This window comes from Streptomyces marokkonensis, from assembly GCF_008312835.1.
Lineage (GTDB): Bacteria > Actinomycetota > Actinomycetes > Streptomycetales > Streptomycetaceae > Streptomyces > Streptomyces marokkonensis_A.
Genome location: NZ_VSKS01000004.1, coordinates 121,872 through 145,063, shown reverse-complemented (window position 1 = coordinate 145,063; position 23,192 = coordinate 121,872). Strand labels below are relative to the sequence as shown.

General features: G+C 73.1%; 20 protein-coding genes, 1 tRNA gene and 1 pseudogene. 14 read left to right on the top strand and 8 right to left on the bottom strand.

Annotated elements, in window-relative coordinates:
* Positions 1-528, bottom strand: coding sequence for a universal stress protein (locus F1615_RS09070; protein WP_149548371.1), 528 nt, complete (start codon positions 526-528; stop codon positions 1-3).
* Between the two features lie 938 nt (positions 529-1,466).
* On the opposite strand from F1615_RS09070, the gene F1615_RS09060 reads away from it, so the two are divergent.
* From F1615_RS09060 to F1615_RS09045, 4 genes are all read left to right on the top strand, one after another.
* Positions 1,467-2,693, top strand: coding sequence for a helix-turn-helix domain-containing protein (locus tag F1615_RS09060; RefSeq protein WP_149548369.1), 1,227 nt, complete (start codon positions 1,467-1,469; stop codon positions 2,691-2,693).
* A 132-nt stretch (positions 2,694-2,825) separates the two neighbouring features.
* Positions 2,826-3,428 carry an oligoribonuclease gene (orn, locus tag F1615_RS09055; protein WP_149548368.1) on the top strand — a complete coding sequence of 201 codons (603 nt, stop codon included), beginning with the start codon at positions 2,826-2,828 and terminating at the stop codon, positions 3,426-3,428.
* A gap of 120 nt (positions 3,429-3,548) precedes the next feature.
* Positions 3,549-3,621: transfer RNA gene (locus tag F1615_RS09050), tRNA-His, on the top strand.
* Between the two features lie 150 nt (positions 3,622-3,771).
* Positions 3,772-4,563 carry a nucleotidyltransferase domain-containing protein gene (locus tag F1615_RS09045; RefSeq protein ID WP_149548603.1) on the top strand — a complete coding sequence of 264 codons (792 nt, stop codon included), beginning with the start codon at positions 3,772-3,774 and terminating at the stop codon, positions 4,561-4,563.
* Between the two features lie 79 nt (positions 4,564-4,642).
* On the opposite strand, the gene F1615_RS09040 is transcribed toward F1615_RS09045, so the two are convergent.
* Positions 4,643-5,698, bottom strand: coding sequence for a LacI family DNA-binding transcriptional regulator (locus F1615_RS09040; protein WP_149548367.1), 1,056 nt, complete (start codon positions 5,696-5,698; stop codon positions 4,643-4,645).
* A 340-nt stretch (positions 5,699-6,038) separates the two neighbouring features.
* On the opposite strand from F1615_RS09040, the gene F1615_RS09035 reads away from it, so the two are divergent.
* From F1615_RS09035 to F1615_RS09020, 4 genes are all read left to right on the top strand, one after another.
* Entirely contained in the window at positions 6,039-7,397 is a 1,359-nt protein-coding gene (locus tag F1615_RS09035; RefSeq protein WP_149548366.1) for an ABC transporter substrate-binding protein, read from the top strand.
* Positions 7,398-7,402: 5 nt separating this feature from the next.
* Positions 7,403-8,413 (top strand): carbohydrate ABC transporter permease, encoded by a 1,011-nt coding sequence (locus F1615_RS09030; RefSeq protein WP_149548365.1) that lies wholly within the window; start codon positions 7,403-7,405, stop codon positions 8,411-8,413.
* Positions 8,414-8,424: 11 nt separating this feature from the next.
* On the top strand, positions 8,425-9,330 hold the full coding sequence (locus F1615_RS09025) for a carbohydrate ABC transporter permease (protein WP_149548364.1): 906 nt from the start codon (positions 8,425-8,427) through the stop codon (positions 9,328-9,330).
* Between the two features lie 108 nt (positions 9,331-9,438).
* Complete coding sequence (locus tag F1615_RS09020) at positions 9,439-10,878, top strand: GH1 family beta-glucosidase (protein ID WP_149548363.1); 1,440 nt, start codon at positions 9,439-9,441, stop codon at positions 10,876-10,878.
* A 150-nt stretch (positions 10,879-11,028) separates the two neighbouring features.
* On the opposite strand, the pseudogene F1615_RS36180 reads toward F1615_RS09020, so the two are convergent.
* From F1615_RS36180 to F1615_RS09005, 3 genes and pseudogenes are all read right to left on the bottom strand, one after another.
* Positions 11,029-11,247, bottom strand: a pseudogene (locus F1615_RS36180) (chitinase); the annotation flags it as partial.
* Positions 11,248-11,269: 22 nt separating this feature from the next.
* The gene (locus F1615_RS09010) at positions 11,270-12,682 is read right to left on the bottom strand and encodes a sensor histidine kinase (protein ID WP_149548362.1); all 1,413 of its coding nucleotides are present in this window, start codon (positions 12,680-12,682) and stop codon (positions 11,270-11,272) included.
* Positions 12,679-13,395, bottom strand: a complete 717-nt coding sequence (locus F1615_RS09005; protein WP_208818276.1) for a response regulator transcription factor — start codon at positions 13,393-13,395, stop codon at positions 12,679-12,681. Before F1615_RS09005 ends, F1615_RS09010 begins: the two co-directional genes overlap by 4 nt.
* A gap of 110 nt (positions 13,396-13,505) precedes the next feature.
* On the opposite strand from F1615_RS09005, the gene F1615_RS09000 reads away from it, so the two are divergent.
* Positions 13,506-14,054 carry a hypothetical protein gene (locus F1615_RS09000; RefSeq protein WP_149548361.1) on the top strand — a complete coding sequence of 183 codons (549 nt, stop codon included), beginning with the start codon at positions 13,506-13,508 and terminating at the stop codon, positions 14,052-14,054.
* 19 nt (positions 14,055-14,073) lie between these two features.
* Here the strand turns inward: F1615_RS09000 and F1615_RS08995 are convergent, their stop codons facing one another.
* Positions 14,074-14,946 carry a spermidine synthase gene (locus F1615_RS08995; RefSeq protein WP_149548360.1) on the bottom strand — a complete coding sequence of 291 codons (873 nt, stop codon included), beginning with the start codon at positions 14,944-14,946 and terminating at the stop codon, positions 14,074-14,076.
* 74 nt (positions 14,947-15,020) lie between these two features.
* Positions 15,021-15,410 (bottom strand): hypothetical protein, encoded by a 390-nt coding sequence (locus F1615_RS08990; protein ID WP_149548601.1) that lies wholly within the window; start codon positions 15,408-15,410, stop codon positions 15,021-15,023.
* A gap of 291 nt (positions 15,411-15,701) precedes the next feature.
* Between F1615_RS08990 and F1615_RS08985 the strand changes: the two genes are divergently transcribed.
* Positions 15,702-17,150, top strand: a complete 1,449-nt coding sequence (locus F1615_RS08985) for a hypothetical protein (RefSeq protein ID WP_149548359.1) — start codon at positions 15,702-15,704, stop codon at positions 17,148-17,150.
* A 230-nt stretch (positions 17,151-17,380) separates the two neighbouring features.
* Here the strand turns inward: F1615_RS08985 and F1615_RS08980 are convergent, their stop codons facing one another.
* Positions 17,381-17,977, bottom strand: a complete 597-nt coding sequence (locus F1615_RS08980) for a histidine phosphatase family protein (protein WP_149548358.1) — start codon at positions 17,975-17,977, stop codon at positions 17,381-17,383.
* A 184-nt stretch (positions 17,978-18,161) separates the two neighbouring features.
* On the opposite strand from F1615_RS08980, the gene F1615_RS08975 reads away from it, so the two are divergent.
* The 4 genes from F1615_RS08975 to F1615_RS08960 are packed head-to-tail and all read left to right on the top strand — an operon-like array spanning position 18,162 to position 23,149.
* A complete protein-coding gene (locus F1615_RS08975) occupies positions 18,162-19,121 on the top strand; it encodes a phosphatase PAP2 family protein (protein WP_149548357.1) in 960 nt (319 codons plus the stop codon).
* Complete coding sequence (locus tag F1615_RS08970; RefSeq protein WP_149548356.1) at positions 19,072-20,211, top strand: hypothetical protein; 1,140 nt, start codon at positions 19,072-19,074, stop codon at positions 20,209-20,211. The genes F1615_RS08975 and F1615_RS08970 overlap by 50 nt, the downstream gene beginning before the upstream one ends.
* The gene (locus F1615_RS08965; protein WP_149548355.1) at positions 20,202-21,803 is read left to right on the top strand and encodes a hypothetical protein; all 1,602 of its coding nucleotides are present in this window, start codon (positions 20,202-20,204) and stop codon (positions 21,801-21,803) included. Before F1615_RS08970 ends, F1615_RS08965 begins: the two co-directional genes overlap by 10 nt.
* Positions 21,800-23,149 carry an AAA family ATPase gene (locus F1615_RS08960; RefSeq protein ID WP_149548354.1) on the top strand — a complete coding sequence of 450 codons (1,350 nt, stop codon included), beginning with the start codon at positions 21,800-21,802 and terminating at the stop codon, positions 23,147-23,149. Before F1615_RS08965 ends, F1615_RS08960 begins: the two co-directional genes overlap by 4 nt.
* The last annotated feature ends 43 nt before the right edge of the window (positions 23,150-23,192 follow it).

Here is a 23,192-nt window from a genome sequence, read left to right as displayed (position 1 = left end):
TTACGGAATCACAACCACCGGCCGCTGCGCCCGCTTCGCCAGCCTCCCGGCGACGGACCCGAAGATCCGCCCCACGAGACCGTGGGTGGAACCCACGACGATCGCATCGGCTTCGTACTCCCGCCCCACCTCTTCGAGTTCGTGGCAGATGTCACCGCCACGCTCGACCAGGATCCAGGGCACCTCGGCGAGGTAGTCCGCACAGGCGAGCTCGAGCCCGAGCACCTCCGTGCGGTGGTCCGGGACGTCCACGAAGACCGGGGGCTCGCAACCGGCCCACACCGTGGTGGGCAGCCGGTTGGCCACATGGACGATGATCAGGCCCGAGCCGAAGCGCCTCGCCATGCCGATGGCGTACGCGAGGGCCCGTTCACTGGAGGTGGAGCCGTCGAAGCCGACGACCACCCCGTGCCGGAAGGCGGGGTCGCAGGGGTGACGTGATTCCTCCGCCGACAGGGGTTCGGCCGCCGTGGGATCGGCGACCGGCCGCTTGCGGTCCGCGGGTTCGAAGAATTCGTGACCGGCCATGGCTGTCTCGGGGGTGTGATCCTTCTATGGGGGACGACAGTGTGCGGCGGAGCTGTGTCCGGGAATGGTCTTCCCAACCCCATACCCCCAAGGGTACGGCGGCACGCCTCCTAAGCCCAGACCCCGCGCATACCGGCAGGCGGGTTCCCCGGAGCATGCACGAGGGGCCGCCCGTCACGCAATGGTTGCTGCCCTGTACAGGTGGTTTGCGCGGGATTCACTTGGCGGCAAGAGTGGGGCCCTCCGGGCCGACCGCCCCGGACCCGCGGTGACCGACGGGCAGGCCGCGCGTTGAACCCCGTGAGCCACGCCACAGGGAGCACCTGATGTCCGGACCCGGCCCCACCCCCGAGCGGGACCGTGCGACGCCGCCCGCCGGGGTCGCGTTCGGTCTCGCCGCCGTCACCGGCGCCTGCCGGCTGCCGATGCGCCGCTCGCAGCGGCTCACCGCACGGCCGCCGTCCGGGGAGCCGGGGTCCCGCGGGGGCGGGCTCCGACGGGCCGGGACCGGGGTGCGAGGGGGCCGGCCGCGCGGTGGCGGGGATACACCGGTCGGCTGACCGGTTTCCGCGCCCGCGCCCGTATCTTTTCAGCCAACTTCCCACTGGTGTGCATGCCGTACCCCCACCACCCCCCAACCCCCGTTCGACCTGCACGGAAAGGGTCCCGTGGACCCTGCGCACCCTACGGGGATTGGCCACTGCGACAAGGCGCACTTCCCTGCACGCCCCGCGAGTGCAACCCTTCGTGATCGAATGCTTCACGCCAAGTTGCCAAGTCGACAATCTGCCGGGTGACGAACTGGCCACCTGGCCGCAACAGGACGCAGTAGATTCGATCTTGACTGTCGTACGGCGGGGGACTCGTGCAGGACCGAGGGGAAACGTGCAGGAGCGACACAACCGAGGAGCCGCGACCACCGAGGGGGGCTTAGCAGTATGAGCCACGACTCCACTGCCGCGCCGGAAACCGCGGCCCGGAAACTCTCCGGGCGACGCCGCAAGGAGATCGTCGCGGTGCTGCTGTTCAGCGGCGGCCCCATTTTCGAGAGTTCCATCCCGCTGTCGGTGTTCGGGGTTGACCGCCAGGACGCCGGCGTGCCGCGCTACCGCCTGTTGGTGTGCGGCGGCGAGGAGGGCCCGCTGCGGACCACGGGGGGCCTGGAACTCACCGCGCCACACGGCCTGGAGGCGATATCCCGGGCGGGCACCGTCGTGGTGCCGGCCTGGCGTTCGATCACCTCCCCGCCACCGGAGGAGGCGCTCGACGCACTGCGCCGGGCCCATGAGGAGGGCGCCCGCATCGTCGGGCTGTGCACCGGCGCCTTCGTCCTCGCGGCGGCGGGACTGCTGGACGGCCGGCCCGCGACCACACACTGGATGTACGCGCCGACGCTGGCGAAACGCTATCCGTCGGTGCACGTCGATCCACGGGAACTCTTCGTGGACGACGGCGACGTGCTGACCTCGGCGGGCACCGCGGCCGGGATCGACCTGTGCCTGCACATCGTGCGCACGGACCACGGCAACGAGGCGGCCGGGGCACTCGCCCGGCGCCTGGTGGTCCCGCCGCGCCGCAGCGGCGGCCAGGAGCGCTACCTCGACAGGTCTTTACCCGAGGAGATCGGCGCCGACCCGCTCGCGGAGGTCGTCGCCTGGGCGCTGGAGCACCTCCACGAACAGTTCGACGTGGAGACGCTGGCGGCCCGCGCGTACATGAGCCGCCGTACGTTCGACCGCCGCTTCCGCTCACTGACCGGCAGCGCGCCGCTGCAGTGGCTGATCACGCAGCGGGTGCTCCAGGCGCAGCGCCTGCTGGAGACGTCGGACTACTCGGTGGACGAGGTCGCCGGCCGGTGCGGCTTCCGCTCACCGGTCGCGCTGCGCGGCCACTTCCGGCGCCAGCTGGGCTCGTCCCCGGCCGCCTACCGGGCCGCGTACCGCGCGCGGCGCCCGCAGTCCGACCGGAACCAGGACGGCGAGGGCACCCCGAACACCCAGGGGTCCCTCACCTCCCACCAGCAGGGCCACGCCGGGCACCCGATGCCGCCCACGCTGCACCCGGACAGCCCCCTGCCGCACCAGTCCCGCCGCACGGCGGCGGCCGGCGCCCTGGGCCCGTCCCTGACGGCCTCGGGCGTGCCCGGCCAGCGGAGCGCACCGTGACGTGACCGGCCGGGGCGGGCCGGAGGCATCGGCCTCCGGCCCGCCCCGCTTCCGCCCCGGTGACGTTCACACCGACACCATGGGTACGCCCACCGGGGTCCGCGCGGCGCACCGAGCCGTAAGGTTAGACACATGAACGATCGCATGGTGTGGATCGACTGCGAGATGACCGGCCTCTCGCTGTCGGACGACGCGCTCATCGAAGTGGCCGCCCTCGTCACCGACTCCGAGCTGAACGTGCTCGGCGAGGGCGTGGACATCGTCATCCGCCCGCCGGAGCGGGCCCTGGAGACGATGCCGGAGGTGGTGCGGGAGATGCACACCGCGTCCGGGCTGCTCGCCGAGCTGCCCGGCGGCACGACGCTCGAGGACGCCGAGCGGCAGGTCCTCGACTATGTGAGGGAACACGTCAAGGAGCCCGGCAAGGCACCCCTGTGCGGCAACTCCGTCGGCACCGACCGCGGTTTCCTGCTGCGGGACATGCCGACCCTGGAGGACTACCTGCACTACCGCATCGTGGACGTGTCCAGCATCAAGGAGCTGGCCCGCCGCTGGTACCCGAGGGCGTACTTCAACAGCCCCGAGAAGAACGGCAACCACCGCGCCCTCGCCGACATCCGCGAGTCCATCGCGGAACTGCGCTACTACCGCGAGGCCGTCTTCGTACCGCAGCCGGGCCCCGACTCGGACACCGCGCGGAAGATCGCCGCCAAGCACGTGCTGCCCGCTCAGTAGAGGCGCCGAGGGGTCCTCGGGGGCCCCCGGGAAAAGCCGTGCGCGAGCACCCCTTCGGACCCTGTACACTTTTTCTCGGCCGGTCGGGGAAAGTCACTGACCTCAACCGACAAGGCCATGGTGGGTGTAGCTCAGCTGGTAGAGCACCTGGTTGTGGTCCAGGATGCCGCGGGTTCGAGTCCCGTCACTCACCCTCGCACAAGAGGCCGATGACCTGCGTGAACGCGGGTCATCGGCCTCTTTCGTCGTCCGGGCACCGCCTCCGGCGGCCACGGGCGGACAACGGCCGGCCCGCCGGGTCGGCGGATGCCACACTTGCTCCGTGCGGGTGATCATCGAGGACATGGCCCACCGCCTGGCCGAGGTTCCGGGCGTCGTCGGAGTCATGCTCGGCGGCAGCCGGGCACGCGGGGAGCACGGGCCCGAATCGGACTGGGACCTCGGCGTCTACTACCGTGGCGAGCTCGATCTCGCCGCTCTGCGCGCGCTGGCCGGCCCCGATGGGGAGGTGGCCGGTCCGGGCGGCTGGGGACCGTGGGTGAACGGCGGTGCGTGGCTGCGGGCCGACGGCGTGGCGGTGGACTGGATCCTGCGGGACCTGGACCGGGTCGAGCGGGTGTGGGCGGACTGCCGCGAGGGCCGGTACGAAGTCGGCGTGCAGGCAGGTCATCCGCTCGGGTTCTGGTCGCCCTGCTACGCGGGCGAGGTGGCGCTCGGTCAGGTACTGGCCGACCCGTCCGGCGCGCTGACGGACCTCCGGCGCCTGACCTCGGCCTACCCCGAGCCGCTGCGAGAGGCGCTCACCGCGGGAGCCTGGGAGGCGGAGTTCCTGGCCGGCGCGGCGGCGAAGGGCGCGGCGCGGGCGGACACCCTCTACGTCTCGCTGTGTCTGTCCCGGGCCGTCGGGGTGCTGGTGCAGGCGATGTTCGCCGACGACCGGCGCTGGTGCCTCAACGAGAAGGGCGCGCTCGCTGTCGCCGAGACGCTGCCGGCCGCGCCGGCCGGCTTCGGCCCGCGGGTCCGCGGCGTGCTGGGGGCGCCCGGCGGGACCGCGGAGTCGCTGGCGGCGACGGTGGCCGGGGCGCGGGCGCTGGTCGGGGAGACCCTCGCCGCGCTGAGGCGCCGCACCGAATGACAGCGCCTGCCCCGGGCACAGGGCTCGCGCGCGCCGCGGAGGCGACCCGGGACCCGCGCGGGCGTCGACGCCCCGGGGCTCAGGAGGAGGCGCGGCCGACCAGTTCCGTGGCCAGCACCATCTGGCGGCGCTCCAGGCCCCGCGAGGCCGGCGGGCGGCGGTCGGCGACCTCGGCGAGGAGGAGGTCGATCATCGCGCGGCCCATCTCCTGGATCGGCTGGCGCACACTGGTCAGCGGCGGGTCCATGTGGCGGGCGATCGCGGAGTCGTCGTAGCCGACCAGCGCCACGTCGTCGGGGATGCGGCGGCCCGCCTCGCGCAGGGCCTGGCGCGCACCGGCAGCGGTGACGTCGGAGGCGGCGAAGACGGCGTCCAGGTCGGGGCGGCGCTCCAGCAGGGCCGCCATCGCGCGCCGGCCGCCCTCCTCGGAGAAGTCGCCCGGTTCGATCAGCAGGTCGTCCGCCTCGTGGCCCGCGTCGCGCAGGGCGTCGCGGTAGCCGTCGATGCGCCGCTGGGCGCCGTACACGTCGAGGCGGCCGGTGATGTGGGCTATGGTGCGCCGGCCCCGCCCGACGAGGTGCTCGACGGCCTGCCGGGCGCCGCCGTAGTTGTCGGAGTCGACCGAGGTGAGCGTCTCCGCGGCCGAGCGGGGGCCGCTGATCACCGCGGGGATCTCCAGCTGGGACAGCATGTCGGGCAGCGGGTCGTCGGCGTGCACCGAGACCAGCAGGACGCCGTCCACCCGGTGGGCGGCCAGGTACTGGGCGAGCCGCTGCCGCTCCCGGTCGCTGCCCGCGAAGATCAGCAGGAGCTGCATCTCGGTGTCCGACAGCGCCGCCCCGACGCCCCGCAGCATGTCGGAGAAGTACGGCTCGGCGAAGAACCGGGTCTCCGGCTCGGGCACGACCAGGGCGATGGCGTCCGTGCGGTTGGCGGCCAGGGCGCGGGCGGCCGTGTTCGGGACGTAACCGAGCTCCGCGACCGCCGCCTCCACCGCGGCGCGGGTCGCGTCGCTCACCCGGGGCGAGCCGTTGATCACCCGGGAGACCGTGCCTCGGCCGACACCGGCGCGCGCGGCCACCTCTTCGAGGGTGGGACGGCCGCCGCTCCGGCCCCGCGCTCCGTGGCTTGCCATCGGCTCCGCCTTCCTTCGTATGTCACGCTGGCCTGGAATGTAACAGCCCCTTCAGTGGCGTCGGCCACCGCCGGGAGGGCAGCGTGCGGACTCGAGGGCTCCGAAGGCGGGTCCCGGCGTCAAGTTAACAGGCAGATAACTGAACGCGGTTTGCCACGTCTGCTCCCTTGACACCCCCGCCCGGACCCGGGACTCTTCAACACATCACCTGTGGGAGCGCTCCCACGGTACCTGACACATACACAACCCGCACGTTCCCCACCCGAGCCGCAACGCACGATACGGGTCCGACAGAGCCGTCGGCCGGGGGGTCGGCACGTCAGGGCAACAGGAGGACGCAATGCGAGCACGTACCCTCCCCCTCTCCCGGCAGCGGTCGGGCGGGGGGAAGCCCATCGCCCGCAAGGCCCTGGCCATCGCGGCCGTGGTGTCGCTGGGCACCGGGCTGCTGGCCGGCTGTGCCGACGACGGTGGAGACGACTCCGACTCCTCGTCCGGCGGCGGCGAGGGCAAGACCACGATCACCATGGGTCTCTTCGGCACCATGGGCTTCAAGGAAGCCGGACTCTACGACGAGTACGAGAAGCTCAACCCTGACATCAACATCGAAGAGAACGTCGTCGAGCGGAACGAGAACTACTACCCCGCTCTGCTCAACCACCTGACCACCAACAGCGGCCTGCAGGACGTCCAGGCCGTCGAAGTGGGCAACATCGCCGAGATCGTGAGCACCCAGGCGGCCAAGCTCGAGGACCTCTCCAAGGCGCCGGGGGTGAAGAAGGAGAACTGGCTGGACTGGAAGTGGGAGCAGGCCACCACCAAGGACGGCCAGACCGTCGGTCTGGGCACCGACGTCGGCCCGATGGCGATCTGTTACCGCAAGGACCTGTTCGAGAAGGCCGGGCTGCCCAGCGAGCGCGAAGAGGTCGCGAAGCTGTGGGCCGGCGACTGGAAGAAGTTCGTGCAGGTCGGCGAGGACTACAAGAAGAAGGGCCCCAAGGGCACCACCTTCCTCGACTCCCCCGGCGGTCTGATCAACGCGATCCTCAGCAGTGAGGAGGAGAAGTTCTACGACGCCTCCGGCGAGGTCATCTACAAGAGCAACCCGGCCGTCAAGAACGCCTTCGACCTGACCGCCGAGGCCGCCGAGAAGGGCCTGGTCGGCGCCCAGACGCAGTTCCAGCCGGCCTGGGACCAGACGATCGCCAACAACAAGTTCGCCGCGATGGCCTGCCCGCCGTGGATGCTCGGCTACATCAAGGGCAAGTCGCAGCCCGACGCGGCCGGCAAGTGGGACGTGGCCGTGGCCCCCAAGTCCGGCAACTGGGGCGGCTCCTTCCTGAGCGTGCCGAAGAACGGCAAGAACGTCGAAGAGGCCAAGAAGCTGGTGGCCTGGCTGACCGCGCCCGAGCAGCAGGCGAAGCTGTTCGAGGTGCAGGGCAGCTTCCCGAGCGCCCAGGCCGCGTTCGACAGCCCGGAGGTGACCGGCGCGAAGAACGACATGACGGGTGACGCCCCCATCGGCACGATCTTCTCCGAGGCCGCCAAGCAGATCCCGGTCCAGGTCATCGGCCCGAAGGACCAGATCATCCAGCAGGGTCTGACGGACAACGGCGTCATCCTGGTGACGAAGGGCAAGTCCGCCGCGGAAGCCTGGGAGACGGCCACCAAGACCATCGACAACAACCTGGACAAGTGACCCGCATGGCCACCCGTTCCGACACCGCCGCGTCCCCCGTCAAGGGGGGCGCGGCCCCGGGCCGTGCGCCCGGCGGCCCTTCCACGGACAAGGAAGACCGGCGCCGGACCAAACTGTCCCGCCGCTGGCAGCGCGACGCACGCTGGAGCCCGTACGCGTTCGTCTCGCCGTTCTTCCTGCTGTTCGCGGCCTTCGGGCTGTTCCCGCTGATCTACACCGGCTGGGCCTCGCTGCACCAGGTCGAGCTGACCGCGCCGACCGACATGAACTGGGTCGGACTGAAGAACTACACCCGGATCTTCGACGACGACTTCTTCTGGAACGCGGCGCAGAACACCCTGACCATCGGCATCATCTCGACCGTCCCGCAGCTGATGATCGCCATGGGCATCGCCCACATCCTCAACTACAAGCTCCGCGCCTCGACCTTCTGGCGGGTCGCGATGCTCGCGCCGTACGCCACCTCGATCGCCGCCGCGACCCTGGTGTTCGTCCTGCTCTTCGGACGGGACTACGGCATGATCAACTGGGCCCTCGGCGCGGTCGGGATCGATCCGATCGCCTGGCAGGACGACAAGTGGCCCGGTCAGATCGCCGTGTCGACCATCATCATCTGGCGATGGACCGGCTACAACGCGCTGATCTACCTGGCCGCGATGCAGGCGATCCCGCAGGACCTGTACGAGTCGGCGGCGCTGGACGGCGCCAGCCGCTGGAAGCAGTTCCTCCATGTGACGCTGCCCTCGCTGCGCCCGACGATCCTGTTCACCGTGGTCGTCTCGACGATCGGCGCCAGCCAGGTCTTCGGCGAACCGCTGCTGTTCGACCCCAACAAGGGCGCGTCGGGCGGGGCGGAGCACCAGTTCCAGACGCTCGGCCTGTACCTGTACGAGCAGGGCTGGGTCAACCAGCACCTGGGCCGCGCCTCGGCGATCGCCTGGACGATGTTCGCGATCCTGATCGTCATCGGCATCATCAACCAGCTCATCTCGCGCCGGCTGCGCGCCAGCAGTTAAGGAGTGTGGCCGTGACGACGACTGTGACGCCCCCCGAGACATCACCCGCCTCGAAGCAGAAGCGCTCGCGCCTGCCGAAGTCCGCGCGGGCGGGTGGCACGCTGCACGGCGGTCCGATCGCGTACGTGATCCTGATCGTGTTCACGCTCGTGTCGCTGTTCCCGCTGGTCTGGACCGCGATCGCCGCCTCCCGGGACAACCAGCGCCTCGCGCAGACCCCGCCGCCGGTCTGGTTCGGCTCGAACCTGTTCAAGAACCTGGAGATCGCCTGGAAGGACGCCAATCTCGGCGAGGCGTTCCTCAACACCACGATCGTGGCGGGTATCTCCGCGGTGACCATCGTCGTGCTGTCGACGGTCGCCGGGTTCGCCTTCGCCAAGCTGCGCTTCAAGGGCCGCAACGCGCTGATGCTGCTGGTCATCGGCACGATGATGGTTCCGCCGCAGCTCAGCATCATCCCGCTGTACATGATGGTGGCCAAGCTCGACTGGACCGACCAGCTGCAGGCGGTCATCTTCCCGTCGCTGGTGAGCGCGTTCGGTGTGTTCTTCATGCGGCAGTACCTGCTTCAGGCGCTGCCCGACGAGGTCATCGAGGCCGCCCGGGTCGACGGCGCGAGCAGCTGGCGCGTGGTGTGGCACGTGGTGTTCCCGGCCGCGCGGCCGGCGATGGCCGTGCTCGGCATGCTGATGTTCGTGCAGGCGTGGAACGACTTCCTGTGGCCGTTCCTGGTGCTGACCCAGACCGGCAACCCGACCGTGCAGGTGGCGGTCGCGGGCCTCGGCCGCGGGTACACCCCCGACCAGTCCTTGATCATGGCGGGTGCGCTGCTGGGTACGCTGCCCCTGCTGCTGGTCTTCGCCGTCTTCGGCAAGCAGATCGTGGGCGGCATCATGCAGGGCGCCGTCAAGGGCTGACGCACACCTCACCTTCGCACCCTGGGGGCCGGGTCACCGCCGCCTCGGCCCCTCACCTTCTACTTTCGTACTCGTCGGTCTTCCACGACCTCCTATGGGAGCGCTTCCATGTCTGACTCCGCAACGCCGGCGACCCCGGCGACCTTTCCTCCCGCCTTCCTCTGGGGCGCCGCGACCTCCGCGTACCAGATCGAGGGGGCGGTGCGGGAGGACGGGCGTACCCCCTCCATCTGGGACACCTTCAGCCACACGCCGGGCAAGACGGCCGGCGGCGAGACCGGTGACATCGCTGTCGACCACTACCACCGCTACCGCGACGACGTGGCGCTGATGGCGGACCTGGGCCTGGGCGCCTACCGCTTCTCCGTCTCCTGGTCGCGGGTGCAGCCCACCGGCCGCGGCCCGGCCGTGCAGCGCGGTCTGGACTTCTACCGCCGGCTGGTCGACGAGCTGCTGGCACGCGGCATCAAGCCTGCCGTCACCCTCTACCACTGGGACCTGCCGCAGGAGCTGGAGGACGCGGGCGGCTGGCCCGAGCGGGACACCGCGTACCGCTTCGCCGAGTACGCGCAGCTCGTGGGCGAGGCACTGGGCGATCGCGTGGAACAGTGGATGACGCTCAACGAGCCGTGGTGCAGCGCCTTCCTGGGCTACGCGTCCGGCGTGCACGCGCCCGGCCGCACCGACCCGGCGGCCGCGCTGCGGGCGGCCCACCACCTGAACCTGGCGCACGGCCTGGGCACCAAGGCGCTGCGCTCGGTGATGCCGGCCCGCAACCAGGTCGCGCTCAGCCTCAACTCCTCGGTGGTGCGCCCGCTGTCGCCCAGCGACCCGGCGGACCGGGTGGCGGCGCGCAAGATCGACGACCTGTCCAGCGGTATCTTCCACGGCCCGATCCTGCACGGCGCCTACCCGGAGACGCTGCTCGAGGCGACCTCGTCGCTCACCGACTGGTCGTGCATCGAGGACGGCGACCTGGACCTGATCCACCAGCCGCTGGACGCGCTCGGCCTCAACTACTACACCCCGACCCTGGTGTCGGCGGCCGACCCGGACGCCAAGGGCCCGCGGGCCGACGGGCACGGGTCCAGCGCGCACTCGCCGTGGCCCGCCGCGGACGACGTCGCCTTCCACCAGTCGCCGGGCGACCGGACCGAGATGGGCTGGTCCGTCGACCCGACCGGCCTGCACGAGCTGATCATGCGCTACACCCGTGAGGCACCCGGGCTGCCGCTGTACATCACCGAGAACGGCGCCGCCTACGACGACAAGCCGGACGCCGACGGCAAGGTGCACGACCCGGAGCGCGTCGCCTACCTGCACGGCCACCTCTCGGCGGTGCGCCGGGCCATCGCCGACGGCGCGGACGTGCGCGGCTACTTCCTGTGGTCGCTGCTGGACAACTTCGAGTGGGCCTACGGCTACGAGAAGCGCTTCGGCGCGGTGTACGTCGACTACGTCACCCAGCAGCGCACGCCGAAGTCCAGCGCCCTGTGGTACGCGCGTGCGGCCAAGTCGGGAGTACTCCCGGAGCCCGAGGGCATCTGACCCGCTCCGGGCACCGGGGAACGGGGAACGGGGGACGCGGGGTACGGGGGGTACGGGGGGGGCGGGGCGCGGTGGCCCAGGGGGGCACCGCGCCCCGTTCGCATGCGTGCCCTGAAGGGGATGTGGGCCAGTTGCAGGCGGCGAACGCCTCTTCGAGAAGGCGAACCTGTCCTGGAGGATCGAGCTGCAGGTGGCGTCGGCGGACGGCTTGGTGCCGCCGGGGCACTGCTGGTCACGGGTGCCGGACCACATCGACAGCCGGCCGAGGCCCTTGGACTTGGCGAAGTTCACCAACTGGGTGGCGTCGTCGACCGTGAAGACCTCGGTGACGACGTCGTCGACGCCGATCACCGGGGTGACGCGGGTGGCCGTCGCCGGCCTTGGGGTGCGCTCAAGGAAGGGATCGGGACCGGTTGAAGGACCCGGCCAGGCGGCCCGGCACGCGACGCCGGCGTACGCTCCCCCGGTGCCCTCGTCGCCGGGGTGCCCGCTCGCGTCCGTCGAGCTGGATCCAGACGCGCACCTCGGTTCCGCCGAGCACCGACGAACCGATCCGTACGTCCCCGCCGGTGGCCTCCGCGAGCCGGCGCACGATGTCCAGGCCGAGCCCGGTCGAGCCGTCGCTGCCGGAGCCACGGCCGCGGGCCATCGCCGCCTCGGGGTCGGGTATGCCGGGGCCCGCGTCGGAGACGAGGACGATCACCGCGTCCTCGCCGTTGTGCACGTCGACCGCGAACGCGGTGCCCTCGGGGGTGTGCCGGAAGACGTTGCCGAGCAGCGCGTCGAGGGCGGCGGCCAGATCGGCGCGGGCCACGGGTATGCGCACCGGCCGGTCGGCCCCGGCCACCCGCCATTTACGGCCCTCGTCCTCGGCGAGCGCCGACCAGAACGCCATCCGCTCCCGCACGACCTCGGCCGCGTCGCAGCCGGCGCCGGGACCCGCCGCGGCCGTCTGCGGCTTGGCGTCCCGGGCGGTACGGATGATGGTGTCCACCTCGCGCTCCAACTGCTCGACCGCCGCCCGGGTCTGCTCGGCGGCCGGTCCGTCGCCGAGGGAGGCGGCGTTGAGCCGCAGCACGGTCAGGGGCGTGCGCAGCCGGTGCGACAGATCGGCGGCCAGCTCCCTTTCGTTGGCGAGCAGTTGGACGACCTGGTCGGCCATGGAGTTGAACGCGACGGCCGCCAGCCGCAGTTCGGTCGGTCCCTCCTCCCGTACCCGGGCGCCCAGCTTGCCCTCCCCCAGCTCGTGCGCCCCCTCGACCAGCCGCTGGGCGGGCCGCACCATCCGGACGCCCAGCCGGTCGGCGACCGCGACCGAGCCGAGGATCAGCGCGACTCCGACCGCGGCGAGCACGGCCCAGGCCGTGCCGACCCCGTTGGTGACCTCGGACTCGGGGACGAACACCTCGACCACGGCGATCTCGCCGGAGCTCAGCGCCACCGGCTGGAGCAGCGCCGAACCGCCGGACACGGTGGAGGTGGAGGCGCGGCCCAGCTCCCGCACCGCCGCGATGTCCTCGTCGGAGGCCCGCCGCTGCCCGAGCTCGAGTGCCTCGCTGCCGGCGCCCGCCGGGATGTGCACGGCCATCGCGGCGCCGGAACCGGCGGACGCGACGACGCGTTCGAGCTGGTCGCGGTCGGTGGTGATGGACAGCGCGGGGGCGACGGCCGCCGCCTCCCGCTCGGCGCCCGCGAAGGCGCGGTCGCGGGCCATCTCCCGGATGACCAGGCCGAGCGGCACCGCGAAGGCGACCACGACCATCGCGGTCACCGCCAGCGACACCTTCACCAGGGCCCATCTCATCGCGGCGGCTCCGCTTGGGGCGCGTGCGCGGGCGGCTCCAGCTTCACGCCGACACCCCGCAGGGTGTGCAGGTAGCGCGGCCGGGCGGCGGTCTCCCCCAGCTTCCGGCGCAGCCAGGACAGGTGGACGTCGATGGTCTGGTCGTCGCCGTAGGACTGCTGCCACACCTCGGCGAGCAGTTCCTTGCGGGGCACGACCACGCCCGGCCGCCCGGCGAGGAAGGCGAGCAGGTCGAACTCGCGCCGCGTCAGGTCGAGCCGTACGCCGTCCAGTTCGGCCTGCCGGCGCAGCGGGTCGACGGTGAGCCCGCCGACCCGGATCACGGCAGAGGGCGCCGCCTCGCCGCCGCCGGAGCGCGCCCGGCGCAGCACGGCCGCCATCCGGGCCGAGAGGTGCTCCACCGAGAAGGGCTTGGTCAGATAGTCGTCCGCGCCGGCGTTGAGCAGCCGCACGACCTCCGTCTCGTCGTCCCGGGCGGTGGCGACGATCACGGGCACGTCGGTGATGCCGCGCAGCATCTTCAGGGCCTCGGAGCCGTCGAGATCGGGCAGTCCGAGGTCCAGGACGACCACGTCGAAGCGGAAATGGGCGACCTCGCGCAGCGCCTCCAGCGCCGTGCCCACGCTGCGCACGGTGTGCGAGGCGTCGGTCAGCTGCCGGATCAGCGCCGAGCGTACGAACTGGTCGTCCTCGACCACGAGAACACTTGCCATGGGCGGCACCGTACGCCATGCCGGGCGGGGGCCGTCGGGGCCTGTGGACAACTCCGGGCACCTCCTCGGGCGCGACACCCGTGGGGCTCGTGGGGCAGTATGGGCCGACGATGCGCAGAGGACTCGTACACGTACTGGCCTGGCTGCTCGCCACGGGCGCGGCGGTCACGCTGTCGTGGTGGGGCGTCAGCACCGTGATGGAGGGCACCGCCTACGACCCGCCCCGCGCCCTGCCCATCGCGGCGGCCGAGGAGGAGTCGCGCGCGGTGTCGTCGTCGACCCGGCGGCCGTCCGCGGGGCCCTCGAAGGACGCCGGGGAGTCGCGGAGAGAGTCGGACGAGCCCGGCACGGCGTCCCGGAAGCCGGAACCGGAGCCGGAGCCCTCCCGGACCGGTGCGCCCGCGACGTCCCCCGCCCCGCCCCCGCCGGCCGCATCCGGCGATGTCAGGAGCTATGACACCAAGGGCGGCCGGGCGGTCTTCGACCTCGGCGAGACGTCCGCGTCGCTGGTGTCGGCGACCCCGGGCGCCGGCTGGTCGATGCAGGTGTGGAAGACGGAGACGTGGATCCGGGTGGAGTTCGCCTCGGGCGCCGACCGGGTGTCGGTGTTCTGCACCTGGCACGACGGCCCGCCGCGGGTGGAGATCGGCACGTACTGAACCGCTGTCACCCGAGGGTTCAGCGGAAGACGGACGCGGGCGGCGCCGGTGACGCGACCGCGGCGAGGTCCGTGACGGGGGTGGCCCCGCCGGTGAAGTCGAGGAGTTCCCTGCCGTGCTGGACCCGGCCCGGGTGCGGGTCGGAGGCGGCGCGCCGGGTCAGCTCGGCGATCGGCAGGGGAGCGTCGGAGGCGACCAGGACGGCGTTGCCGAACCGTCTGCCGCGCAGCACGGCCGCGTCGGCGATCAGCGCGAGCTCCCCGAACCGGGCGGCGGCGGTGGCGATCTGACCGCGCAGATGCGTGAGCGGGGGCCCGTCGGCGAGGTTGGCGGCGTAGACCCCGCCGGGGGCGAGGGCCCTGCGGACCTCGTCGAGGAACTCGGTCGACGTCAGGTGGGCCGGGGTGCGGGCCCCGCCGAAGACGTCGGCGACGACCAGCCCGGCCCAGCCGTCCGGCACCTTGGCGAGCCCGTCACGGGCGTCCGCCGAGCGCACCCGGATCCGGGCCCGGGCGTCCAGCGGCAGTTCGCGGCGGACCAGGTGCACCAGGGCCGCGTCGCGTTCGACGACCTGCTGGGTGGAGCGGGGGCGGGTGGCCGCGACGTACCGGGCGAGGGTGAACGCGCCACCTCCGAGGTGCACGGCCCGCAGGGGCTTGCCGGGCGGGGCGGCGAGATCGACGACATGGCCGAAGCGGCGCTGGTACTCGAACGACAGGTACGACGGGTCGTCCAGGTCGACGTGCGACTGCGGGGCCCCGTCGATCAGCAGGGTCCAGGCCCGCGCACGGTCCCGGTCGGGGACGAGCCGGGCGAGTCCGCCGTCGACGTTCTCCGTGACGGCCTCCGCGCCGCCGCCCTGTCCACGTCCACCGCTCCTGGCCCTGCCCATGCCCTCATTGTCCCAGGCGCCCGCGGCCGGCCGTCTTACCGCCCCCACGCGCGGGGAGGGAGCCCGCCCGGGGCTCAGGAACAGCTGTCGGCCGCCTCGATCATCCGCTGCGCCTCGCCGAGTGCCTCGCGCAGCACCGCGGGGTCCGTCGCCAGATCCGCCTCGCCGGGCGGCAGCAGCCAGTCCGAGCCCGCCACCGGCGGCTCGGGGGTCGGCCGCAGCCCGCGGCCGTCGGTCTCCGTGCAGGTGCTGCCCGGCACGTCCCAGGCGGCGGCCGTCCCGGCCGGCACCAGGAAGCCGAGCGTGGCTCCGCCGTCGTCGTGCAGCACCAGGCCCACCGCGTCGCCGGCTGCTCCGCGCCGCAGGATGTCGACCGCCTCCAGACCCTGGCGGGCCGGCACCGTGACCACCTCACAGTCCGTGCACGGCGGTTCTAACCGATCGTCGCTCCGGCTGGTCATCATCATCCCCGGCCTCCACCACACGAATCCCTGCTTGGACAAGCGAGTCGGGAGTCGGGCGGGCTCCCGGTCCGCAGAGTGCAACGAGCCGGGCCGTCAACGGCTACGGCGGAAGTCCGCCGCAAAGGATGGCAGTTCATGGCAGATCACGGAGGACATATCCGTTTTGTAGCCAAACTCTGCGTGGTGAGTCCGTCACAACAGGTACGTTCATGCCCGCCGGAAACAGGGTGGCACACGGACCACCCGCCCTGTTCCCGGCATGGTTCGACGGTTCGCAGAGAGGACCCGGCCATGGCGTCGTCAACGGTGCCCTCGTCCACGCCCCATCGGCCACCGCGGCCGAACCTGGTCTTCCGGCAGCTGCGCGGTGCGCGCTCGCCGGCCGAGTTCGCCGCGGCGGTACGGCGGGCCGCCCGCGAGATCGGCGAGCGGGTCAGCTGTGACGCGCGGTACGTGCACCGGGTGGAGGCGGGCGAGATCCGCTGCCCCAACTACGCCTATGAACGGGTCTTCCTGCACATGTTCCCCGGCCGCACCCTGACCGACCTGGGCTTCGCGCCCCGCTCGTCGGTCCGCGGGCGCCGGGCCCGGGCCGCCGGGGACACCCCCGCGGACCACCCCGAGAACCCGGCGAACGCCACGAGTGAGACCAGCGGGGCGTACGAGCCGTATGAGACGCAGGACCGGTACGACACGTACGACCCGCACGACCACGAGGAGAGCGACGTGCTGCGTCGCGCATTCATGACCGGCGGTGGCGCCACGGTGGCCGCCGCCTCACTGAGCCCCTACGGGTTCGCCTCCGACGCCTCGGCGGCGCAGCGCGCCGTGCGCCGGGCGGGGGCGAGCGACGCGGGCGCCCTGGAGGAGGCCGTCCGCCGGATCCGGCTGCTGGACGACCGGCACGGGGCGGACGGGCTCTACCGCCGAGCGGCGGCCCCCCTGCGTGCCGCGTACGCGCTGCTGGACGCCGGGGCGATCCGGCAGCGGACCGCGGACCGGCTCTACTCGGGCGCCGGCGAGCTGGCCATCTCGGTGGGCTGGCTGGCGCACGACTCGGGCCGCTTCGACGACGCGCGCTCGCACTACGCGGAGGCGCTGGCGACCTCGCGGGTGACCGGGGACCCGGGGCTGGAGGCGCACGCCTTCTGCAACACGGCGTTCCTCGCGCGGGACGCGGGCCGGCCCCGGGAGGCGGTGCGGGCGGCGCAGGCGGCGCAGCGGGTGGCGAGGCCGCTGGGCTCCCCCCGGCTGATGTCGCTGCTGGCGCTGCGTGAGGCGGGCGGCTGGGCGGGGCTCGCCGACCGCACGGGGTGCGAGCAGGCGCTGGCCCGGGCGGACGCCTACTTCGAGCGCGGGCCCTCGGAGGCGGACCCCGAGTGGATGAGCTTCTACGGCGAGGCGGAGCTTGAGGGCCTCGAGGCGCAGTGCTGGTCGACGCTGGGCGACTGGCCGCGGGCGGCGCGGCACGCGCGGCGGGCGGCGGAGCTGCAGGATCCGCACTTCACGCGCAACATCGCCCTGTACACGGCGGAGCTGGCGGACGACCTGGCCCGCGGAGGACGGCCGGACGAGGCGGCGGCGGCGGGCATGCGGGTTCTGGACCTGCTGAACGAGGTCCAGTCCTCCCGGGTCCGGACGATGCTGGCGGGCACCTCCCGGGTCCTCCTCCCCCACCGCCGCGCCGCGGGCGTCTCGGCCTTCCTGGACCGCCACTCGTCGCTGCCCCGGGCGGTGTGACAGCCGCGGTGGCCGCGGGCAGCCCCCTCCGCAGGGCCGGCGCTCACGGGGTGCCCTGTGCGGGTGCCGGCCGGGGGTGGTCGCGCAGCCCGGCGTTGGCGGGGTGCCGCCGCGCCAACCCTCCCCCACTCTCGGCTCCTCCCCCATGAGCGGGGGGACCCCCATCGCCCCTGGGGGCACCTCCCAGGCCATCGAGGCACTGGGGGAGGCACGACTGCCCGCAGCGGATGTCAGGGAACCAGGTGCCCCAGATCGTTCCACGTCTCGATCGCCGGCTCCCCGTACGCCCACCCCAGCACCGACAGCGACGTCGGATGGAGACGGACACGCGCCGCGAAGTCCAGCGGCAGCCCCAGCCACCGCGCCCCGATCGACCGCAGGATGTGCCCGTGGGCGAAGACCAGCACGTCACGGTCGGCGGACCGGGCCCAGCCCACCACCTCGTCCGCACGGGCGGTGACCTCGGCCAGGCTCTCGCCCCCGGGCACCCCGTCACGCCAGATCAGCCAGCCGGGCCGGGACGCCTGTATCTCCGCCGGGGTCATGCCCTCGTACGCCCCGTAGTCCCACTCCATGAGCGTGTCCCAGCTCTCCGCGCGGTCACCGAACCCGGCCAGCTCGCACGTCTCCCGCGCCCGGGCCAGCGGGCTGGTGCGCACCTCGACGCCGGACAGCCCGTCGTACGGCGCCCGGCGCAGGCGCTCGCCCAGCAGCTCGGCGCCCCGCCGGCCCTCCTCCAGGAGCGGTACGTCGGTCCTGCCGGTGTGCTTGCCGGACAGCGACCACTGCGTCTGTCCGTGCCGGGCCAGCAGGATGCGCGGTGCCATGGGGTACCTTCCGGGAAATTCGCAGGCGGGACGTCCCCATCATCGCGCACGCTGGTCGGGGGCAACCCGGGGGGAGATCTTTGCGTCTATCGGGGCCGAGGGCGTCTCACGGGGGGACGCGCCCACACCGTAGAGTGAACGGCCGCCGACAAGCGGCGCGCGAGGACGAAGGGGGAGCGACCGGATGCCGCACACCGAGACTCCGGGCACCGAGACGGTCCCGGCGACCCGGCTGCGCTGGTGGACCGAGCTGCCGCTCATCCTCCTGGTGTACGCCTGCTACTCGGCGGGGCGGCTGCTCGTCCGGGGTGACGTCACCGACGCCGTGGACCACGGTCTGGCGATCCTGCGCGTGGAGAAGGCGTTGTTCCTCAACGCCGAGCACCCGCTGAACCGTCTCTTCACCCGCGAACCGTGGATCGGGATACCCGCCGACTTCTGGTACGCGTCGCTGCACTACCTGGTGACCCCGGCGATCCTCGTCTGGCTGTTCCGGTCCCGCGCCGTGCACTACCGCGCGGCCCGCACCTGGCTGATGACGTCCACGTTCATCGGCCTGATCGGTTTCACCCTGCTGCCCACCTGCCCGCCCCGGCTGCTCGACGCGAGCCACGGCTTCGTGGACACGATGGCGCACTACAGCGCGTACGGCTGGTGGGGCGGTGAGGCGAGCGCCCCGCGCGGGCTCGGCGGCATGACCAACCAGTACGCCGCGATGCCGAGCCTGCACGTGGGCTGGGCGCTGTGGTGCGGCGTGATCCTGTGGAAGTACGGGCGCACGCGTCTGATGAGGACCGCCGCCGTCGTCTACCCGCTGGTGACCACGATCGTGGTGATGGGCACCGCGAACCACTACTTCCTCGACGCGGCCGCGGGCGCCGCCGTCATGGGTGCCGGCCTGCTGCTGGCCCCCGTCGTGATGCGGTACGCGGACCTGGCGAAGGCCCGGTTCCTGCCCCGCCCCGCACCCGTCCCGGCGGACTCGTCCGGCACACCTGCCTCGATTGTCAGTGCCGGATGCCAGACTTCCGCGGGTGAGCGAATTCCACGGCAGCGGCATCACGAGTCGCGGTACGGAGCAGGGACCGAACCGGGTGCCTCCCCCTCGGACGCGGGGGAAGGGGCTCCGGCACCGGCTCGCTGAGCTGCGCGGTCCCGAGGTACCGGCCAAGGCGCTGGACGCGCGCGCCCTGGCCGCCCTCGCCGCCAACCCGGGCTGCAGACGGCGCGCGATCCTCGACGGCGCCGGGGTGGACAAGGCTGCGCTGGCGAGCGCGCTGGGCTCGCCCTCGGTCTTCGGCCAGTCGCAGTTCGCGTTCGTCCGGGGCAACGCGTTCGAGGCGAAGGTCAAGGCGGACGGCGGTACGGAGCTGCTGCGCCTCGCCCACGAGAAGCTGGACCGCGGCGCCGAGCCGCCCGCCAGCGCGTGCGTGCCCGATCTGACCGCGCAGGGCCCCGAGGGCCGAACGGCCCGTACGGAGCTGGCGCTGCGCGAGGCCGGCGAGGCACCCGGCGCGTGGACGCTGCTGGACCACCCGATGCTCGCGCTGGACGTCGCGGGCTCCCCCGCCTTCCTGGAGCCCGACGCGGTGGTGGTGCACCCGGACGGGAGCTGGACGGTCGTGGAGATCAAGTCCTTCCCGATGCTGGACGGCGCCGCGGACCCCGCGAAGGTCGGCGCGGCGGCCCGCCAGGCGGCGGTGTACGTGCTGGCGCTGGAGCGGGTCGCGGCGCGGCTGGACCCGGCCCCGCGCGTGCGGCACCGGATCCTGCTGGTGTGTCCCAAGGACTTCTCCAACCTGCCGACCGCGTCCGCCGTGGACGTGCGCAAGCAGCGTGCGGTGACCGCCCGCCAGCTGGTCCGGCTCACCCGCATCGAGGAGATCGCCGACACGCTCCCCGAGGGCACGTGCTTCTCGCCCGAGCTGCCCGCGGAGCGGCTGGCCGATGCCGTGGAGTCGGTCCCGGCGACCTACGCGCCGGAGTGCCTGTCCGCGTGCGAGCTGGCCTTCCACTGCCGGGACCGTTCCCGCGCGCAGGACATGGTGACCCGCCTGGGCCGTCCGGTACGGGCGGAGCTGGGCGGTCTGACGACGATCGGGGAGGTGCTGGCGGCGGCCCGCGGGGAGGCCGGTGATCCCGACGACCCGGCGGTGGCCGCGCTGCGCAGGGCGGCGGCCCTGCGCGCGGAGGCACTGGAGACGGCCGCCGTGGAGGTGGCCCCTTGTCGCTGATCGCCACCCTCGCCCGGCTCGAGGCCGTCAGCACCGGCCGCGCCCAGCCCGCCGCCACCGTCCGGCACCGGCATCTGTCCGGGCGTCCCCTGGTCTTCGTGCCGCTCACCACCGCCGGTGAGGCGGGCGCCCCGCTCGGCGCGCTGGTGGGCACCGACCGGGACGCGCCGCGGCTGCTGGTGGTGCCGCAGCCGCGCGACCGCGAGCTGCGGTTCGCGTTCCTGGCCGAGCTGGCCGACGTGGTGCTGCCGTACGTCGACGGGTTCGCGGACGCCGTGGAGGCCGCCGAGCGCTCCGAGACCGACCCCGGGACGGGCAAGCGGGTCAAGGTCGAGGTCGAGCTGTGCGCGGACGCGCCCCAGCTGGTCGTGCCGAGCCGGGCCGGCATCGACCTCGTACGGCTGCTCGGGCGCTCCACGCGGTTCCGGCGCACGGCGGAGCAGGACCCGGAGACCCCGTTCCCGGCGCCGCCCCGGGTGCCGCTGCTCGGGCGGTGGCTGACGCACTTCGGGGAGCGGGCGAGGGTGCCCGGTTCCTCGCTGCTGCTGGCGATGACCGAGGTGTTGGGCCGGCACTGGGCGACCGGACAGTCCACGCTGGAGGACCAGCACCTGGGGGCGCTGCTCGCCTGGATCGCCCCGCCGGAGGGCCGCTCGGGTGCCGAGGCCGCGCAGGAGGCCGAGCTCGCCCGGGACGCGGACGGGCAACTGCTGTGCCCGCCCGCGGGCCCGGCGACCGATCCGGCGTTCGACAACAAGCTGCTCGCCCCGGCCATCGAGCGCTACGACCGCGCCCGGACCGCGCTCGCGGCGGCGGAGGACGGCCTGGAGGCCGACGACCGCCTGGGCGCCCTGACCGCCGCCGAGCGGGAGATCCGCGCGCTGGTGGAGAGCCGCACGCTGCCCACCTGGAAGGCCGTGTGGCAGGGCCTCGACCTGCTGCGGGAGCTTCCGGAGGGCGCGCGCGTGGAGGAGCGCTGGACGCGCGACCGCTGGTCGTTCACCGGGCACCGGGACCGGGTGGCGGCCGGCGAGCCGCCGCAGCCGCGCCGCGACGACGCGGTCACCGCGGCGAACAAGCTCGCCACGCGCGAGCGCGAGCAGGCCCGCCTCGAGGCGCAGGAGGCGCTCGACGACCCGCTGGTGATGGCGGCCCGGCGGTTGTCCGGTGAGGCGTTCGCGGGCGAGGTCACCGATGTGGTGATGGCGTACAGCGAGAGCAAGCGGCCGAGCCCGCGCCCGCTGGTCACCGTCCGCACGGACGACCGCCCGCATCTCGGCGAGCGGGCGCGGGTGTACCGCTCGCTGGGCGGCAAGCCGCAGACGGCGGAGTTCGCGGGGTACGAGGACGGGCCGGAGGGCGGTCTGCTGGTCCTGCGCGTCCTGGACAAGATGGGCAGGGGCAAGGAGCCCGAGGAGGGGTCCGTCCCCGAGAAGGGCGACCGCGTGTGCTTCACGCTGTTCGAGCACGAACCGCGCGGCGGGGCGAAGCTGCCCGACCCGGAGGAGACCCCGTGGACCCACGGCGGTCCGCCAGGCGAGGAGCCCGCGCCGGAGCCCGCCGACCCGGTGACCGAGGAGGACGTGCTGTGACCGCCCCTGCCCCGCGGGCCGTGTTCGACCCGGGTGCGGCCGCGACCCGCGCCACCGACGCGATCCTCCACGACACCCTGCACGGCACCGCGCGGGGTGTCGTCGTCGACTCCCCGCCCGGCGCCGGCAAGTCCACGCTGGTGGTGCGGGCGGCGCTGGAGCTGGCGGAGGCGGGCCGCCCCCTGATGGTGGTGGCGCAGACCAACGCACAGGTCGACGACCTGGTCCTCCGCCTCGCCGAGAAGAACCCGGACCTGCCGGTGGGACGCCTCCACAGCAGTGACACCGACCCGTACGACAAGGCGCTCGACGCGCTGGACCACGTACGCACGTCGGCGAAGGCCGCCGATCTCACCGGGCTGCCCGTGGTGATCTCCACGGCGGCGAAGTGGGCGCACGTCAAGGGCGTCGAGCCGTGGGCGCACGCGATCGTGGACGAGGCGTACCAGATGCGCTCGGACGCGCTGCTCGCCGTGGCCAACCTGTTCGAGCGGGCGCTGTTCGTGGGCGACCCGGGTCAGCTCGACCCGTTCTCCATCGTGGGCGCCGAACAGTGGGCGGGCCTGTCCTACGACCCCTCCGGCTCCGCGGTGACGACCCTGCTCGCCCACAACCCCGAGCTCCCGCAGCACCGCCTGCCGGTCTCCTGGCGCCTCCCCGCCTCGGCGGCGCCCCTGGTCTCGGACGCCTTCTACCCGTACACGCCGTTCCGCAGCGGCACGGACCACGGCGACCGCGGGCTCTCCTTCTCCGTCCCGTCGGACGGTTCCGGCCCCGACCGGGTGATCGACGAGGCGGCGGAATCCGGCTGGGGCCTGCTGGAACTCCCCGCCCGCCACACCCCGCGCACGGACCCGGAGGCGGTCCGGTCGGTGGCCCTGATCGTCCGCCGCCTCCTGGACCGCGGCGGGGCGGCGGCCTCCGAGCGCTCCCCCGATCCCACCCCCCTCACCGCGGACCGCGTCGCCGTGGGCACCGCCCACCGCGACCAGGCGGCGGCGATCCGCGCGGCACTCGCGGAACTCGGCGTGACGGATGTGGTCGTCGACACGGCGAACCGGCTCCAGGGCCGCGAGTACGACGTCACGGTCGTCCTCCACCCCCTCTCCGGGCGCCCCGACGCCACCGCCTTCCACCTGGAAACGGGCCGCCTGTGCGTCCTCGCCTCCCGCCACCGCCACGCCTGCATCGTGGTCTGCCGCGAGGGCGTGACCGGCCTCCTGGACGACTACCCGTCCACGGAACCGGTCCAGCTGGGAACGCTGGTGAAGTTCCCCGACGGCTGGGAGGCCAACCACGCGGTCCTGGCACACCTGGCGGAACACCGGGTGGGGTGGCGGCCCTGATGTCCCGCTCCCGGCGGAACGAGGCCCTCTTGCGGGGGCGCGG

Coding starts and splice junctions, on each gene's coding strand:
- F1615_RS09060 (WP_149548369.1), top strand. CDS start 1,467: ATGAGCCACGACTCCACTGCCGCGCCGGAAACCGCGGCCCGGAAACTC.
- F1615_RS08975 (WP_149548357.1), top strand. CDS start 18,162: ATGCCGCACACCGAGACTCCGGGCACCGAGACGGTCCCGGCGACCCGG.
- F1615_RS08985 (WP_149548359.1), top strand. CDS start 15,702: ATGGCGTCGTCAACGGTGCCCTCGTCCACGCCCCATCGGCCACCGCGG.
- F1615_RS09045 (WP_149548603.1), top strand. CDS start 3,772: ATGGCCCACCGCCTGGCCGAGGTTCCGGGCGTCGTCGGAGTCATGCTC.
- F1615_RS09070 (WP_149548371.1), bottom strand. CDS start 528: ATGGCCGGTCACGAATTCTTCGAACCCGCGGACCGCAAGCGGCCGGTC.
- F1615_RS09010 (WP_149548362.1), bottom strand. CDS start 12,682: ATGAGATGGGCCCTGGTGAAGGTGTCGCTGGCGGTGACCGCGATGGTC.
- F1615_RS09020 (WP_149548363.1), top strand. CDS start 9,439: ATGTCTGACTCCGCAACGCCGGCGACCCCGGCGACCTTTCCTCCCGCC.
- orn (WP_149548368.1), top strand. CDS start 2,826: ATGAACGATCGCATGGTGTGGATCGACTGCGAGATGACCGGCCTCTCG.
- F1615_RS08990 (WP_149548601.1), bottom strand. CDS start 15,410: ATGATGACCAGCCGGAGCGACGATCGGTTAGAACCGCCGTGCACGGAC.
- F1615_RS09000 (WP_149548361.1), top strand. CDS start 13,506: ATGCGCAGAGGACTCGTACACGTACTGGCCTGGCTGCTCGCCACGGGC.
- F1615_RS09035 (WP_149548366.1), top strand. CDS start 6,039: ATGCGAGCACGTACCCTCCCCCTCTCCCGGCAGCGGTCGGGCGGGGGG.
- F1615_RS08980 (WP_149548358.1), bottom strand. CDS start 17,977: ATGGCACCGCGCATCCTGCTGGCCCGGCACGGACAGACGCAGTGGTCG.
- F1615_RS09030 (WP_149548365.1), top strand. CDS start 7,403: ATGGCCACCCGTTCCGACACCGCCGCGTCCCCCGTCAAGGGGGGCGCG.
- F1615_RS09005 (WP_208818276.1), bottom strand. CDS start 13,395: ATGGCAAGTGTTCTCGTGGTCGAGGACGACCAGTTCGTACGCTCGGCG.
- F1615_RS09040 (WP_149548367.1), bottom strand. CDS start 5,698: ATGGCAAGCCACGGAGCGCGGGGCCGGAGCGGCGGCCGTCCCACCCTC.
- F1615_RS08995 (WP_149548360.1), bottom strand. CDS start 14,946: ATGGGCAGGGCCAGGAGCGGTGGACGTGGACAGGGCGGCGGCGCGGAG.